The 16,738-nt window shown below is 24.9% G+C and carries 15 protein-coding genes; 3 read left to right on the plus strand and 12 right to left on the minus strand.

What is annotated here, in order from left to right; translation table 11 throughout:
- Positions 1 to 362 precede the first annotated feature (362 nt).
- Entirely contained in the window at positions 363 to 1,832 is a 1,470-nt protein-coding gene (locus Q0W06_RS13725; RefSeq protein ID WP_297636698.1) for a hypothetical protein, read from the minus strand.
- Positions 1,833 to 1,858: 26 nt separating this feature from the next.
- Complete coding sequence (locus Q0W06_RS13730) at positions 1,859 to 2,926, minus strand: nucleoid-associated protein (RefSeq protein ID WP_297636702.1); 1,068 nt, start codon at positions 2,924 to 2,926, stop codon at positions 1,859 to 1,861.
- A gap of 419 nt (positions 2,927 to 3,345) precedes the next feature.
- On the opposite strand from Q0W06_RS13730, the gene Q0W06_RS13735 reads away from it, so the two are divergent.
- A complete protein-coding gene (locus Q0W06_RS13735) occupies positions 3,346 to 4,371 on the plus strand; it encodes a branched-chain amino acid aminotransferase (protein ID WP_297636704.1) in 1,026 nt (341 codons plus the stop codon).
- A 30-nt stretch (positions 4,372 to 4,401) separates the two neighbouring features.
- Here Q0W06_RS13735 and Q0W06_RS13740 read toward each other — a convergent pair whose 3' ends face one another.
- Entirely contained in the window at positions 4,402 to 4,704 is a 303-nt protein-coding gene (locus Q0W06_RS13740) for a hypothetical protein (RefSeq protein ID WP_297636707.1), read from the minus strand.
- A 150-nt stretch (positions 4,705 to 4,854) separates the two neighbouring features.
- Between Q0W06_RS13740 and Q0W06_RS13745 the strand changes: the two genes are divergently transcribed.
- The gene (locus Q0W06_RS13745) at positions 4,855 to 6,018 is read left to right on the plus strand and encodes an iron-containing alcohol dehydrogenase (protein WP_297636710.1); all 1,164 of its coding nucleotides are present in this window, start codon (positions 4,855 to 4,857) and stop codon (positions 6,016 to 6,018) included.
- Between the two features lie 41 nt (positions 6,019 to 6,059).
- On the opposite strand, the gene Q0W06_RS13750 is transcribed toward Q0W06_RS13745, so the two are convergent.
- Both Q0W06_RS13750 and Q0W06_RS13755 read right to left on the minus strand, forming a co-directional pair.
- Positions 6,060 to 6,791: a DeoR/GlpR family DNA-binding transcription regulator gene (locus Q0W06_RS13750; RefSeq protein WP_297636713.1), complete on the minus strand. Its 732-nt coding sequence runs from the start codon at positions 6,789 to 6,791 to the stop codon at positions 6,060 to 6,062.
- Between the two features lie 697 nt (positions 6,792 to 7,488).
- Entirely contained in the window at positions 7,489 to 8,409 is a 921-nt protein-coding gene (locus Q0W06_RS13755; protein ID WP_297636716.1) for an alpha/beta hydrolase, read from the minus strand.
- A 346-nt stretch (positions 8,410 to 8,755) separates the two neighbouring features.
- On the opposite strand from Q0W06_RS13755, the gene Q0W06_RS13760 reads away from it, so the two are divergent.
- Complete coding sequence (locus Q0W06_RS13760) at positions 8,756 to 9,637, plus strand: DMT family transporter (RefSeq protein WP_297636719.1); 882 nt, start codon at positions 8,756 to 8,758, stop codon at positions 9,635 to 9,637.
- A gap of 31 nt (positions 9,638 to 9,668) precedes the next feature.
- Here the strand turns inward: Q0W06_RS13760 and Q0W06_RS13765 are convergent, their stop codons facing one another.
- The 7 genes from Q0W06_RS13765 to Q0W06_RS13795 all read right to left on the minus strand — a co-directional run.
- The gene (locus tag Q0W06_RS13765; protein WP_297636721.1) at positions 9,669 to 10,874 is read right to left on the minus strand and encodes an NAD(P)/FAD-dependent oxidoreductase; all 1,206 of its coding nucleotides are present in this window, start codon (positions 10,872 to 10,874) and stop codon (positions 9,669 to 9,671) included.
- Positions 10,875 to 10,890: 16 nt separating this feature from the next.
- Positions 10,891 to 11,430: an isochorismatase family protein gene (locus tag Q0W06_RS13770; protein WP_297636724.1), complete on the minus strand. Its 540-nt coding sequence runs from the start codon at positions 11,428 to 11,430 to the stop codon at positions 10,891 to 10,893.
- A gap of 237 nt (positions 11,431 to 11,667) precedes the next feature.
- Positions 11,668 to 12,822 carry an alkaline phosphatase family protein gene (locus tag Q0W06_RS13775; protein WP_297636727.1) on the minus strand — a complete coding sequence of 385 codons (1,155 nt, stop codon included), beginning with the start codon at positions 12,820 to 12,822 and terminating at the stop codon, positions 11,668 to 11,670.
- A gap of 120 nt (positions 12,823 to 12,942) precedes the next feature.
- On the minus strand, positions 12,943 to 13,911 hold the full coding sequence (locus Q0W06_RS13780; RefSeq protein ID WP_297636730.1) for a calcium/sodium antiporter: 969 nt from the start codon (positions 13,909 to 13,911) through the stop codon (positions 12,943 to 12,945).
- 31 nt (positions 13,912 to 13,942) lie between these two features.
- Positions 13,943 to 14,245 (minus strand): metal-sensitive transcriptional regulator, encoded by a 303-nt coding sequence (locus Q0W06_RS13785; protein ID WP_297636733.1) that lies wholly within the window; start codon positions 14,243 to 14,245, stop codon positions 13,943 to 13,945.
- A gap of 54 nt (positions 14,246 to 14,299) precedes the next feature.
- Positions 14,300 to 16,204, minus strand: a complete 1,905-nt coding sequence (locus tag Q0W06_RS13790) for an FUSC family protein (protein WP_297636736.1) — start codon at positions 16,202 to 16,204, stop codon at positions 14,300 to 14,302.
- A gap of 9 nt (positions 16,205 to 16,213) precedes the next feature.
- Positions 16,214 to 16,738, minus strand: a 525-nt coding sequence (locus Q0W06_RS13795; protein WP_297636739.1) for a SelB C-terminal domain-containing protein, incomplete at its 5' end; no start/stop codon positions are given.

The raw sequence follows: 16,738 nt of genomic DNA on the forward strand, positions 1-16,738 counted from the left end.
CTATATACCATTCTATAGTCTATTTAAATATTTTTTTTGCCGTCTAGTCAATCAAAATATAATATTTTCTATATATTTTTGGATTAATCATATTAAATTCTAACACAAAAGGAATATTTTTTGAAATATTACTTTTACTAAAAATAAAAGGTAAGAGTTAAGTCATCTCTTACCTTTTAAAATTATATTTTAAATCTTAGCTTACCTATCTCTAATATTATCGATTACTAATGTTAGATTGTATTTACCGTGACTTATATTTTAAAATAAAACATATAAAATACTATTTTATATGAATCAAAAAGTTTTCACTTTAATACCAAGTTCAATTTCTTTTTATATTAATAGAGATATTAATATTTTTATTTAAATAAAGATATTATCCATAAAATATATCCTTCTGAAAAAGTTGCCTTAATACAAATAAAATCAATAATAAAAATAACTCCTATATAAATTCTAAAATAGAGTTTATACATACCTTCACTGTTTTGTTTTTCTTTATCTATATCTTTTATTTCATTATCTTCCAAATATTCTGATATATATTTTTCTTTCTTTTTTTCAAATTCTCTACTTTTATTATTTTTATTAAAACTAATTAGTTTTAAATTTAATACTGCATTACTTGATATATAGAGTGCATATAATAATGCAACTACCCTTATCATCGTTACATCTTGTTTTGCTATATATCCAACACTTCCTGCAATTAATGCTCCTATTCCAGCCAACATATTGGTATTTATACTTTTTACAATTTCTAAAATACTATCACTAATTACCTTTAAATCACTTTTTAAAAGTTTCATCACATTATTTTTTTCAGTAAAATACTCCTCAATATTGCCTCTTATTATTTTATCAAAATTATCAATTATAGAATTCTTTAACCAATCAGTATTTTCTAAAATTATGTCCAAATCTGTATTTGGACAATTTGTATTTCGTTTAGCAGCAATTAACGCGCCTATTACATTTCTAGCCACTGTTATTTTATCAGTTATAGAATCATTATATATCCATTTATATAGCCAATATAGATCGCTATAAGTTGCATCACTATAAATATCTTTTATTTGAGTAGCATCTATTTTAATTGTTTTATTAGAAAAAACCTTACATCTTATATTCCCATTAATTTCTTCCGTAACATTTGCAATACTTTTTATTATTGTTATTATTGTTATTTTTTTTATTAATAATTTTGTTTTTTGATCAACCATATTCTGAGTATCTGTAAAATCGACATATATTTCATCAGGAATTAACGTATTAGATACACCACTCCAATTACAGGTATTTTCTATTATTCTTCTCTGTTTATTTACTTTAATATCATTTGATTCAAATAATTCTATATCATCCTTAAAATTTCGTTTGAAATTTGTAACTAAAGTACTTTCAGTTTTAAAATAATTGTTATTTGGTGATAATATATACTTGTACTCTTTATCTACCAATCTTTTTTCAATATTATCTTGATAATATTGTTCTGTTAAAATCATTAATATATTAGATTGATCGTTAATACTTATATTTTTAGAAATCAATTCTCTTTTATTAATATATAACTTTATAATGTAATTATTTTCATCAATAAGTTCCCTATATTCATTAAACTCACAATCTGTATCTATATAATTAAATAAATCCTGTTCATCTGCACTTAAGTAAATACTTTCTATTCCAAATTTTAAAAATTCCTTCACGGTACTTTCTTGGATATCATAATTTTTTGCATCAATAGTTAGTTTATCTTTATCTTCTTTAATTTCTGCACTAGGAGCTGATAATTTAAATGCTTTTATTAATTCAATTAGTCGATACATTCTAATTCCTCCTAATTATTATTGGGTTATTTTTGTTTAACTTGTTTTTTCACACCTTTTAGAAGTATATCCATAGTTCCATCATCATATACGGTTTGTACATTAAATGTTCTATTTAATTCTTGTGATGATCCCTTAATTTCGATATTATCGATATACCAGACATCTTTAGTGTATGATCTTGTGACAATAGTTTCATTTATCTCAAAATCAGTATTCAGCTTTTCATCATTAATTTTCTGGTTTATAGTTTTCTTTAGATCTGTTTCAAATAAGTCATCAAGAACTCCATTTAAATTAAACTCTCCTCCTTTACCTAATTTTTGAGATAATATACTTTTCTTTTCTAATATCTTTTTAGGCTCTAATTTATAGGTATCTTCTATCTCACGTGATAAAAACTGTGCCATTCTTTTTGTACTCACTCTACTATCATTAAATGCATTACAATCTAAAAAAAGTTGCCAATATGCAGCTCCACTATCTCCATCTTTTGCTTGTCTATCTAGTATTATTACATCAAAATATTCTTGCGTTTTAATTTCTTCTATTGGTTTTTCTAATATCTCCATTAATGATTTTTCATTATCCTTTCTTTGTATAAGTATAGCTTTTTCTAATCTTTGATTATCATTAAATCCTATTGAATTCACATTTATTTCAATTTTCAGTTTTCCATCTTTGGGTTTTTCAATTGGTTCAAAATTATCATTGCAATTAAGCTTTATTATTGCTAATGTATCAAGTCCACTTTGTTGATATTTTAAAATCAATAAATTTGTAGACTTAGCATTAGTTCCATCCATCGCACTACTTAGTAATCTTGTTATATCTTTACTTTCTTCAATAAATGCATTTGTATTATTAAAAATATTTATTATTGATTTAACAACTGACTTTGGTCTACTATCTATATTAAATACTCCAAAATTTCTTTTATTATCTTCTACTGTATTTTTCAAATGTTTCTGTATTAATCCTTCTATTTTATCCATTGCATCAAATGTAAAATCACTTAATTTAATAGAGTTATTCCCTCCTCTATTTAATATATGTAAAATTCTTTTCTCTATTACTATCTCACCTGTAAACATATAGATTCCTCCACAATATAGTTTTTATCTATATTGTATAATATTACATTACGTATGTCCATTTTATGTAAAATGAAATGATATAATTCATAATCTTATTCAGTACTGTTTGTTTTCCACTTATTTTATATTTATTATTTTCAACCTATTTTGGATTATACTATTTAATTGCCCTACTTAATTTTAATTTCATTAAATTTTATATAGGCAAGCATAAACTTTCAAATCTTTTTTATTAAGTGCTATCTACAGATTCCTTATATATAATCATGAATGCATAGCTTAAAATGATATCTTATCACCTTTTATTTTAATAGTCTAAAAAAACATTTACAAAAAATAATTATGTAACTTTTACAAAGGTAAAAGTTGTATTATAATAAAGTGATAAATAAATGATATTTGGAGGGAGTTTTAGTATGAATAATTTAAATATTGACTGGGGTAATTTAGGATTTGATTATATGAAAATTGATTATCGTTATGTTTCTGTTTGGGAAAATGGTTCTTGGGATGAAGGTAGTCTTGTAGAAGATAATAGACTTTTAATTGAAGAAGGTTCACCTGCTCTTCATTATGGTCAACAATGCTTTGAAGGATTAAAAGCTTATAGAACTAAAGAAGGACATGTAAATCTTTTTAGACCAAATAAAAATGCTGAAAGAATGAATGCAAGTGCAGATAGGCTATTAATGCCACATGTTCCAGTAGAAAAATTCGTAGAAGCTTGTGAAAAAGTAATTAAAGCTAACGAGAAGTATATACCACCATACGGTACTGGAGCTACATTATACTTAAGACCTTTTTTAATAGGTGTTGGAGATAATATAGGATTAAAACCAGCAACTAAATTTATTTTTTCAATATTTTGTATTCCTGTTGGTCCATATTTTAAAGGTGGCATGAAGCCAGTAAACTTTTTAATTTCTGATTATGACAGAGCTGCACCGAATGGTACAGGAGCTGCAAAAGTTGGTGGAAATTATGCTGGAAGCTTAATTGCTCAAAAAATGGCAAAGGATAAAGGGTTTGCAGATGCTATATTCTTAGATCCTGCAACTCATACTAAAATTGAAGAGGTAGGTTCAGCTAACTTCTTTGGAATTACAGCGGACAATAAATTTATAACACCTCTTTCACCATCAATACTACCATCTATAACTAAATATTCTTTATTAGACATTGCAAAAACTTATTTTAATATGGAAACATTAGAAGAAGATGTATTCTTAAAAGATATAAATAAGTTTGTAGAAGCAGGAGCATGTGGAACTGCTGCTGTTATTACTCCAATTGGAGGAATTGAAATAAATGAAAAACTTCATGTTTTCTATAGTGAAACAGAAGTTGGACCTATGACACAAAAATTATATGATACTCTTGTAGGAATTCAATTTGGTGATGTTGAAGCTCCAAAGGGATGGATATATAAAATAGAGATATAAAAAAAAGCTGCTTTAAAAGCAGCTTTTTTCTTATATTAAAGTATCTATTAATTTTTTACAAAAATACTCCCCTTTTAAATAAGATTCTCTATTATCTAAAAGTTCTTTAGCTGTATCTAAATCTAAAGTATTATTTTTAATTAATAAATCTAAAACTAATTCCTCATCTAATAATGCTTCAAATAATTCTACTGAACAGTTATTATATTGTTTTTCTTTTACTGATTCTAAAACTTGTTTTAAGTCAGTTATAATAGCCTCTTCATCCTTAGAATCCATCATTTTTCCGCATAAATCTAATATTTGATTTTTAAATTTTAAAATTTCTTCCATACGTCACCTCGTTATTAAATAATAATAATTATTAACTATAGTATAAATTAAAGATTCTATTTATGCAACTATAATCTTTTCTTTAAATGTAATTTTAAGTGATATATAATTAATGTATCACAAATGATAATTAAAGGAGGAGATATTTTTATGTTAGATTTTAATTTTTATAATCCAACTAAAATAATATTTGGTAAAAGTAGTTTAGCAGAATTACCAAATTTAATATCAAATGAATATAAAAAAGTAATGATTCTATACGGTGGTGGTTCTGTAAAAAGATTTGGAACTTTAGATAAAGTAAAAGATTTACTAAAGAATCATGAAGTTATAGAGTTTGGTGGAATTGAAGCTAATCCACAGTATGAAACACTTATGAAAGCTATAGAGATTGTAAAGTCAGAAAAGGTAGATTTCTTAATTGCTTTAGGTGGAGGTTCAGTTATGGATGGAACAAAGTTTGTATCATTAGGTGCACACTACCCTGAAGATCCAGCTGAATTATTTATTAATGAAATGGAAGCAAATAAAAAAACTACTACTGCTATTCCGTTAGGAACTATAGTAACATTACCTGCTACAGGTTCTGAAATGAATCGTGGTGGAGTTATTTGTTATAAAGATGCAAAACTTTCTTTCCATAACGACTTAGCATTTCCTAAGTTCTCAATAATCAATCCAGAGCTTACATTTACTTTACCAGATAAACAAGTTGCAAATGGTATAGTTGATACATTTATTCATGTTTGCGAGCAATATATTACATATCCAGTAAGTGGAGCTTTTCAAGATAGAACTGCTGAAGGAATTTTAAAGACTTTAATTGAAGTTGGAAGAAAAACTTTAGATGATAAAGAAGATTATGAATTAAGAGCAAATCTAGTTTGGTGTGCAACAATGGCTTTAAATGGATTAATAGGTTCTGGTGTACCTCAAGATTGGAGCTGCCACATGATAGGGCATGAATTAACAGCTAAATTTAATATTGACCATGCTAGAACATTAGCAGTAGTTTTACCAAACTTATGGCGTGTTCGTAAAAAAGAGAAATTTGATAAACTTCTACAGTATGCAACTAGAGTTTGGAATATAACAGAGGGTACTGATGATGAAAAAATAGAAATGGCTATTCAAAAAACTGAAGAATTCTTTGAAAGCTTAGATATTAAGTTACGTCTTAGAGATTATAATGTTGATAAAAATAGATTAATAGAAATTAAGCATAGCTTAGAAGAATATAATAAGACTGCTCTATCAGAAACAAAAACATTAACTCCTGATATAGCCTTAGAAATATTAGAAAAATCCTATTAGGTAACTAATTAAAAATAATAAAGGTATAAATTTCTTATAGTTTATACCTTTATTATATTAATGTCTTCAAAATCTTTTAAGTTTTCACTATTATTTGTTATTAATATGCCAGAATCGATATTTAAAAATTTAAAATTAGCTTTTTTATTAATCTTACTATTATTTGCTACAATATATGTAATTTTTGAATTCTTATTTATTATCTCATTAACTTTTCCAGTATCTATACAGTCTACAGTAAATCCTTTAACATAGTCTACTCCATCAGCTGAAAGAAAAGCCTTATCAAAAAATAATTTGTGGAGTTCATTCATAAATCCAATTCCTGTAGTTGAGTTAAGATCTTTATTTAATTTACCACCTAAAAAATAAATATTTGAAGAGGTTTTAGATAATAAAAGTGCAGTATTTAAGCTATTAGTAAAAATTTTAACATTTTTTATATTTAAATTTTTAGCTATGTGTTGTGCAATATCACTTCCATCTAGAAAAACCAGTTCATTTTCTTTAATTAAGTTAGCACATACTTCTCCAATTACACGATTTTCAAATACTCTAGTGTTATCATCTTTTAAAAGAGTATTTATTTTATTACTCAAACTCTTTGCCCCACCATGTACTCTTTTTAATAAACCTTTTTTCTCAAGATTAATTAAATCACGGCGTATAGTAGATTCTGAACTATTTGTTGCACCAGCGATAGTGCTAGATTTTATAACTTCATTTTCATCAAGTAAATCAAGTATGATTTCATATCTTTTTTCAGTTAACAACTTATGAACACCTCTTTGTAAATTTTATATATTTATATTTTGCACTGTAACTTAATAAAAATCAATAATTAAATGAAAAAAAGAAATAGAATTAATGTCTATTTCTTTTTTTGCGTAGTTTGTATTCTTTTTTTCATATTTTGATTTCCTTTATTTCGGTTTACGCCCTGATTCTTTATATTTCTATTTTTTGTCCCTTGCTTTTTTAAACTTTGATTTTTTACAATCTGTTTTTTTGTGTTTTTATTTTTTAAAATATAAATTTTTAATTTTCTTTTATATAATCCTAATACTATAAAGTCAAAAATTAATAAACCTAGCGAGGCAATAAACTTTGATTTACTGAAATCTAGTATTGTTACCCAAAATGCTAAAATAGTAATTGAGGAAAAAACAAATAATATAGTTTTTATAAACTTTAATTTTTTTAATGAAGCTCCCGTAAGCTTATTAGTTTTATTTAAAATCTCAATATTATTATTAACATATAGAAAGGTTAATACTATTTCTATTATCAAACAGAAAAACGTATAGATAATCACGAAATCACCCTTTTTATAATGATATTTTTTAAATTATAATTTCTTTATTACTTTATTTATATACTATTTATAAAGATAGATTATTATTTTTTTATTAAACATATAAAGAAAAGCTCGAAATCAGAACTTTTCTTTACTATATATTATAATTAATATTAACTTTTTAAGCAAAGGAAATTATAAATATCATTATATACATCTTTTCTATTAATCTCATTTAAAATTTCATGACGACCATTTTCATATAATTTTAACGTTACATTTTGCATTCCTAATTCATTATAAAAAGAATGTAAGTTGCTTGTCCCTTTTCCATAGTTACCTACAGGATCTTTATCTCCAGAAATTATAAATATAGGCAAATCTTTTCTTAAGGTTTTTAAATTATCAGCTTTATATAGATTTAAAAGATTATGAAAGAAAGTACAATAAAAGTCTATTGTAGGAACAAATTGACAATGTGAATCTTTTATATACTTATCAACGATAGCTTCATCAGCAGTTAACCAATCTGAAGAAGTTTTTGGAGCTGCTATTTTCTTCGTATAATTTAAAAAAGTTAATTTATTAATTAATTTTGCTTCTTTTTTTCTATTAAACAAAACTTTTTGAATATTTAATAATATAAATCCGGCTTTTAAATCTATTCCTTCACGCTTAGATGAACCCGAAAGAATTACTCCATCAATATGCAGAGAATATTTAGTTATATATTTTTGAGATATAAAAGAACCAAAACTATGTCCTAAAATATATACAGGTAAATTAGGATATGTAGCTTTTATAAGTTTAGTTATAATAAATTCATCTTCAACTATATGGTTAAATCCATTCTCACCTAAATATCCATACTCTGAATGTTTTAGCGCTGTTTCTCCATGACCTCTATGATCATCTGCATAAACAATGTATCCATTTGCGTTTAAAAATCTAGCAAAATCCTCATATCTCCCACTATGTTCAATCATTCCATGAATAATTTGAATAACACCTTTAGGATTTTTAACTTCATTCCAAGTCCTTAAAAAAATATCTTTCCCATTAAAGCCTTTTATAAATTTTTTATTACTCCCCATATACACCTCTCATTAAATAGTTTATATAAATATAATAACATTTTGTTAACGTTAATGTAAGCAAAATGAAAAAATGACCTATAGTTTTCTTACATTAAATCTATAAAATTACATTTTAAATAAAAGTATGTATTGGATTTAAGTGTGAATTTCACTTTTATACTTACTATTAATTCATTAAAAAGAAAAATTAGTAAATGTATGTATTACATGTGAAGTATATTTATATAGCTTACTTTTATTAGAATGTAAATATACATATTTTGTTCTTTAAGTTTTCTTTTTATATTTTGAATTTAGAATTTTGATTTGATAAAATTTATTTAGAAACTGGAGGAATGTACATATGGGAAATAAAATTAAAGTAATGGACAATAAGTTCAAAGGGATATTCTTTATGATTATTTTCGCCTTATCCCTTTCTATAATGTCGACATTTTTAAAGCTTGCAGGTCACATACCTGTTGCAGAAAAAACGGTTTATAGAAATGGAATAGCTGCTATTTTTGCTTTTATTGTTATTTTTAAAAATAACAAATTTAGTAATTTTGGCAGCTATTTTGGTACAAGAGAAAATATTCTAGGTTTATCATTAAGATCTATTTTTGGGATTGTTGGGATAACATTAAATCTTTATGCACTACAATATTTAATGTTACCAAATGCAACTATACTACAAGATTTAAGTATTTTCTTTGTTTTAATATTCTCTTTCTTATTCTTAGGAGAAAAATTTAAACTAAGACATTTACTATTAATTATAGTAGCTTTCGTAGGAGCATTTTTAATAGTTGACCCTACAAGTGGGAAATTCTTATTATTACCATCAATTGCTGCTATTTTAGGAGCTATGATGAATGGTGGAGATAGTGTTACTATGAGATATTTAAGAGATAAATGTGAACCTATTACATTAATCTTCTTCTATAACTTTATATCTTGTGTAATATTATTACCATTTATGATTATCTACTATAAACATTTATCATTACATACAACTATCTATTTAATTTTAGCTGGTTTAATGTATATAGTAGTTGAGTTTTCAATTATCCTTGCATATAAATATGCACCAGCAAAAGATATTGCAATCTTTAGATATACAGATATAATTTTTTCAGCAATTTTAGGAGTTTTAGTTTTTGGAAAGATTCCAAACTTTGTAGAAATTATAGGATATATATTAATTGTAGCTGCTGCAATAGTTATATTATTATTTAGAGAATAAAAAAAGAACTGTAAATCAGTTCTTTTTTATTTTAAGTTAACATTCCTGCAAGTGTTCCTGTTGAAAAAGCAATCTGTAAATTGTATCCACCAGTCTCAGCATCGATATCAATGACTTCTCCGCAAAAATATAGATTTTTTATTTTTTTAGATTCTAATGTAGAGGAATTTATCTCCTTTACACTTACACCACCACTAGTTACCATTGCTGCTTTAATAGTTAGTGTTTCACCTATAGTTAAATTCATTTCTTTTATAAGATTAATAAATTTAAGTTCATCTTGTTTTTTTAAGTCTGCAGCTTTAACATCTTCTAAATTACATAATTCAAGAATTTCTTTTAAAAACTTTTGAGGTAAAATACCCTTTATATTATTAAAAATAGTTTTATTTACATTTTCTCTAATTTTTTTAGATAATTCCTCTTTTGTCATACTGCTAAGAAAATCTAATGTAAGAACTACATCATTTTTTTCTAAAACTTTAGTGATATAAGAAGATATTTTTAAAACACCAGGTCCTGAAATTCCAAAGTGAGTAAATATCATATCCCCTTGTTGCATAAAAGTTTTATTCTTAACTTTAGCTTTAATGGATACATCTTTCATGGATATACCTTGCATATTCTTAACAAAATTCTCTTTAACAACTAAAGGAATTAATGCTGCATATAATGGTGTTACTGAATGATTATATTTTTCAAGAAGAGAAAATGTTAATCCATCTGATCCAGTTTGAGGAAAGCTCTTTCCCCCAGTACTAACAATCACCTTATCAGCGTATACTTCCTTAGAATCATTTATGATAACACCTTTAATAGTTTCCTCTTCAATAATAAAGTCTGTAACAGTACTGTTATATAGTACTTTAATATTATGTTCTTTTAAATCCCTCTTGAAAATATTAATTATATCTTCTGAAGTATCATTTTGAGGATATATTTTTTCATCATATTCTACTTTATATTCTAATCCTCGTTCAGAAAAATACTTAAGTACATCTCTATTAGTAAAAGTATAAAATGACGAATAAAGAAACTTTTTATTCGTCACAACTTTTTCTAACATATCTTCTATTTCTCTATTATTAGTGATGTTACATCTTCCACCACCAGTTAATTTTAATTTTTTACCGATTTCATCATTTCTTTCTATAAGAATAACTTCGTTTTCTTCTGAAGCTTTAATGGCTGCCATTATTCCAGCAGGGCCTGCTCCAACAACTATAACTTTACTCATCTTTAGTTTCTCCTACTTATTTTATTTTTATATGAATTTCTTTTAATAATTCTAAAGTTTTATTATGCAAATCTTTATTAAAGCTTGCACATAAAGAACTATCTATAACTATCTCACTATTTGGATATGCATTTTGGAACATTACAGCATTACTAAGTACACACATATTAGTTACTATTCCAATTATCTCGATATAATCAATTTCTCCAAAGTCTTTTTGAACTTCACAAAGAGCTTGTGGTGAAATTCCAAATGATTTCTTTTCAAGTGTAAAGATATTTTTATTTTCTTTTACTAAAGAATTTAAATTTCCATACAGTTTATGACCATCAGTTCCTTTTATACAATGGATAATTGGAAAGCTTTTGCCTTCTCTTGTATTTAAATATTTTTTTTCATCATGTGTATCTAAAGTTATTAAAATTTTATCATCATTATCTAAATACTCTTTTACTTTAGAGCAAATCCCTTTTTCTAGAATCTTAGCTTCCTCAAATCCTGCAGAACCATCAACAAAATCATTTTGATAATCAACAACAATTAAAAGTTTTCTCATAATTCACACCTCTTATTACAAATATATATATTCATTATATTTAAAAAGGATAGTAGTAACAATATAAAATTGAAAATTTTAATAATAAGCATTAAAATTTTTACTTTCGTATATAATGAAAAAGAACCCTTAATTAGGTTCTTTTCTTATATAAACAAAGGGGATTTCCATTTCATCTTTACTTAATCCTCCATGAACTCCCTTTATATTAATCTTTGAAGTTGTATCTTTAGAAAATCATATTCCATTTTTATCTAGTGGAATAATTATAAGATTCCCCATTCTTTCTAATGCTTGCTCTGTAATATTCTTAAATAAATTTAATTCTAGAGCTTCCTCTATAGTTAATACCTTAGCAATACCTTTAAGTTTCTTTTGTAATAAGTTATAAAGCTCATTTAGTGCCTCTTCTTTTACATGTAGAAATATATCACGATAATATCCACAAGGTGAATATATATTACCTTTTTGATTTCTTTTTAAATATTTATCTATATCTGGAACTTCAATGTTTAAATATATCATTTTATTACTATCAATTTGGATTTGGCCATGATCTGCTGAAAGCATTATCGTTAATGGTTCAGATAATTTAATCTCTTCATATAGACTATCTATAAAATTTGAAAATAACTTTATTTCTGCCTTAAATTCATCTGAATTATGACCATACTCATGACCCATTGTATCTATTTCTGGTAAATAAACATAATAATAAACTTTACCGCTAATGTTTAAATCCTTTAATAGTATCTCTTTTAAATCATCATAAGAATTATAGTCTTTAAGAATAGAATATCTAAACATATATTTACTATAAGTACTTTTATTTAAAATTTGTGGCTGATATGAAATAGATTTTATATTATGATTTTTAAGTTCTGTGAAAAAACTTTCATTTATTAAAAAATTTTCTGGTTTAAATCCTTTATTCTTTAGAGATTCAACTTCAGTATCAGAAGAACCTTTAAATAAGAATGCAACTATACTATCGTCTACAACTGGTTCATAATAATACCAATCAACTATTCCATGTTCACTTATAGTTAAGTTAGTTAAAATAGTTGGGATTTGTCCTGATGTAGAAGAGGGAAATTGGGTAGTTAATTTTGAAATACATCCATTCCTAGTAGCTGTATTAAAAAAGCTACATTCATTTTTAGTATTCTCAAAAAATTTCCATCCAAATCCATCAACTAAAAAGAAAATTACTTTATCTGTATTTTTATGATTTTGCATAGTGTCCGTTGGTAACATCTTTGTAGTATCTATTCCAAAATTATTTTTTATAGTTCCTAAAATATTAGAAAAACAATAACTATCATGAAGAGGTATAGTAAAGTCATCTACTCTACTTATATCTACAGATTTTAAAGAATTTTTATTTATCATTATTTCCACCACCTTTAAATAAATTTATTATACTACAACAAATTTATAACTGAAAATATCTATGGCATTCATTTAAACAATAAAAATACCATTAAGACATAGAGCCCTAATGGTATTTTATTAATTTCTAGAAATTATAAATACTAAATACATAAAATATGTTATTACTAAAATACAACCTTCAATCCTAGTAAATTTTTTTACTGAAGATTTATTTGCAAATATAAGTATACCTATAAATAGAGTAACTATTAATAAGAATATTATATCTACACGCAGCCCACTATAAATAGTAATTGGATTTATTGTAGATGATACTCCTAGAATTAATAATATATTGAATATATTAGATCCAAGAATATTACCCATTGCAATTTCATTTTCTCCCTTTATCGATGCTACTATAGATGTTATAAGCTCGGGTAAAGATGTTCCCATTGCAACTACTGTTAATCCTACAAGTTTGCTACTCATTCCAAGTGAAGAGGCAAGTGCACTTGCGCCATCTACCACTAGCTCACCACCTAAGATTATTCCAATTAACCCTATAAAAATTTTAAGAAGATTCCTAAAAATTTTTATGTTTTTACAGTGGTTTTCTTTAGTTACATTTTTTTTAATAGCATATTTAATTAATGTAAATGTATATATAAAGCATAAAAAAATTAAAATCAAACCATCTTTTCTATCTAATAACCCATTATTCCAATTTAAAACAACTCCAAATGAAACTATATATAATACAACTATTACTAAAGAATTTATAGCAAAATCCTTTTTTATCTCATTTTTCTTTATAAAAAATGGCATAACTATAGCAGTACCACCTAGTACAACCAATGTATTAAAGATATTTGATCCTAAAACATTTCCAATAGCAATACCGTTATTTCCATTTAATGCAGAGATAGTACTTACTGCTAATTCAGGAGCGCTCGTTCCTAAAGAAACAATAGTTAATCCTACAATAACTGATGGAATTCCAAACTTCTTAGCAATTAAAGCAGAACCATCTACAAAATAATCGGCACCTTTAATTAGAAATGCAAAACCCAATATTAAAAGTCCCCCATTTAAAATCTCTCTCATAATCCCCCTCTTATTAAATTATTTTACAAAATTATTTTACAAAATTATTTATAGTTTTTATCATCCTTTTTAAGTTTTCTTGTTCTACTGTGCCTTCATCAATTCCTAAACAATTTCTAGCATAGCTTTCAATAATTAAGCCACCTACATTATTTATAGCAGATCTAACTGCTGAAATTTGAACTAATACATCACCGCAGCAAGTATTCTTATCCATCATCCCTTGTACGCCTTTTACTTGGCCTTCGATTCTCTTTAATCTATTCATAATATCTTTTCTTAAGGCTTCATTTTCTTGTATATATATATCTAAATTCTTTTCATCTATTGTCATTTAATTCACCATCCATAAATTTTATTATATTAACTTATATTGTATATCAGATTATTAATTATTTAAACAACTCTTTATAGTATTTAAATTTAATTTTGCTTTCGACATTTGGTACATATCTTTATATATAAGTTTCTCTTCTGTGTTTATAGCATTATTGAAAAAGTCATCTAATGTTATGTTTTTTTCATCTAATACTTCTGCTATTAATAATTTAATTTTGTTCATTCTAACAGTTCCATTAATTCTTAATGTAATATCATAGATTTCACTTAAATTAAAAGTATTTTGAATACAATTTATTATTATTCGTTCATCTTCTATTAAATTCATAAAAGTTAAATTATTTGTAAAATCAGTATTTAATATAATTTTATTTTCTAATGCTCTTGCATGAAGAATTAAGTTTTTAATTCTTTGTCTTTCTAAGTTACTTTCATATATACTAGTAATATTCATAAAAGCTTTATTACAGCAATCTAAATATTTATCTAATAAAATTTTAGTTTCCTTCTCTAAGTTATATGGGAAAATAAATTTATTTCCTAAAAGAACTAAAATACTTCCTACAACAATAAAAAAGATTCTCCATTCAGTTGCATCAATTGTATTAACAACATTTAATGTTGCTAACCCTAAAAACATTACTGTTATCATAGCAACATTTTGAATATACTTTTTAAAGTGAACATAGAAATATATTGCAACTAAAATAATAAATACTCTACTTATTTCATCAACAAAAATTAAAGATAATCCATAATAAATTCCTGCACCAATTAAAGTTCCCAAAATCCTGTCTCTAGCTCTATTTTTAATAGTTTCATTATAAGGCTGAGATACAGATGCTATTGTGAATATTATCCACTTACCATATTCAATATGGTAATACTGAATAATAAAATATGTTATTGATATTAATAAGGCAGTTCTAAAAGAAAATACAAACCTTATTGATTTTGTATTAAAATCAGCAAAAATTATTTTTAAACTCTCTTTAATATCAATTAATTTTATTTTTTTACTAACTTTAAAGTTTCCTGTCTCTAACTTATCTAGTTCAACCACCATTTTCTTAAAGGTTTCAATAGATACTATTAATTCGAAAATATTAATATTATTTTCAGTCATATGTTTGCTTTTAAATATTTTAAAAGCATACTCTAAATCCTCTTCTTTAATTTTTTCATTTATAAAAAGATTTATAGTTTTTAAAATTTCTATAACATCATCTTTAAGGTAATATAAACTATTATTTTTATTTAAAGTGATATTACTATGTATGTTTCCTAATTTATCTAGGATGGCAATTAAATTCAATTCAATATTTTCTTTATAATTTAGATAGAAGCTACTCCCCCTATATTCTAAAAGTTCTCTACTCCAAGTAGCATTTGCTTCCATAAACTTATCTAACTCCTTATAGGAGTCTTCATTACATTCATTATTAATGTAATTTATTAATAATGATAAACTTCGTTTTAATGAACTCATTTTACGCTTAACACAAATTTTTATATAAAATATTTGGAATAATACTGCTACTAATCCAACTATAGCTAATCCAATTATTCTATAAGCTAATGCCTTTCCAGTAACATTACTTGCAAGAAGCAATGTATATCCAAATAAAAATGGATAGTAAATAGATTTATTTAAATTATATACAATTGCATATAACAATATAAAAATTCCTAAGAAGTTAATTAAAAGACCTGTATAGTCATTTAGATTAACGAAAAAGGGTAATGCACCAATGAACATCATTAATGCAATTACTTTTAAAATACTTTTTACTGGTTTATTAGAGAAGTTTTTATTTAAAATACCTACTAATAGAAAAACAGCATTTGCTCCAACCATTAAGTTATCTCTTCCTAAAATTTTTATAGACAGTAATATGCCTATAAGGGATAGTATAAATATTCCACCGTTTCTTACTATAATTTCTTTTTTCATTTCCTGTAACTAAGACTCTTTATAAATCTTTCTTCCTTCCTCACATCTATAAGTTAAATTTATAGAATCACAATATTCTAAAATAGCAACTAAGTATTTTCTTGAAATATCTAGTTCTATTTTTAAATCTGATAAATTCATAACTTCATTTTTGATAAAAAACTTTTTAACTATTTCCATAGCCTTATCTAGATATTCTTTTGAATAAACTACCTCTTCAGGAAGTTCAATTAGTTCTCCACAATCTTTTAAATATTCATATACTTTCTTACATAAATTTTTATTAAAAGAATCATCTATTACTTCTTTTGCTTTCTTTGTCTTAAAGCCATCATCTAAATATGTTTTTAATAAATATGTTTTTAAGTTTTTTTCATCTAAATTTAATTTTATAGTTCTATTTTTTAAAGAAATTTCATCTTGAATAATCTCGATATAATTTCTTTCTTTTAGTTTTTCTAAAAAACCTTCAAAATATTGTTTTTTTATAGTTTTTCCAAATATTTTTCTTTTTAATTCTTCCTTAGATATTCC

This window comes from uncultured Clostridium sp. (assembly GCF_947072515.1).
Lineage (GTDB): Bacteria > Bacillota > Clostridia > Clostridiales > Clostridiaceae > Clostridium.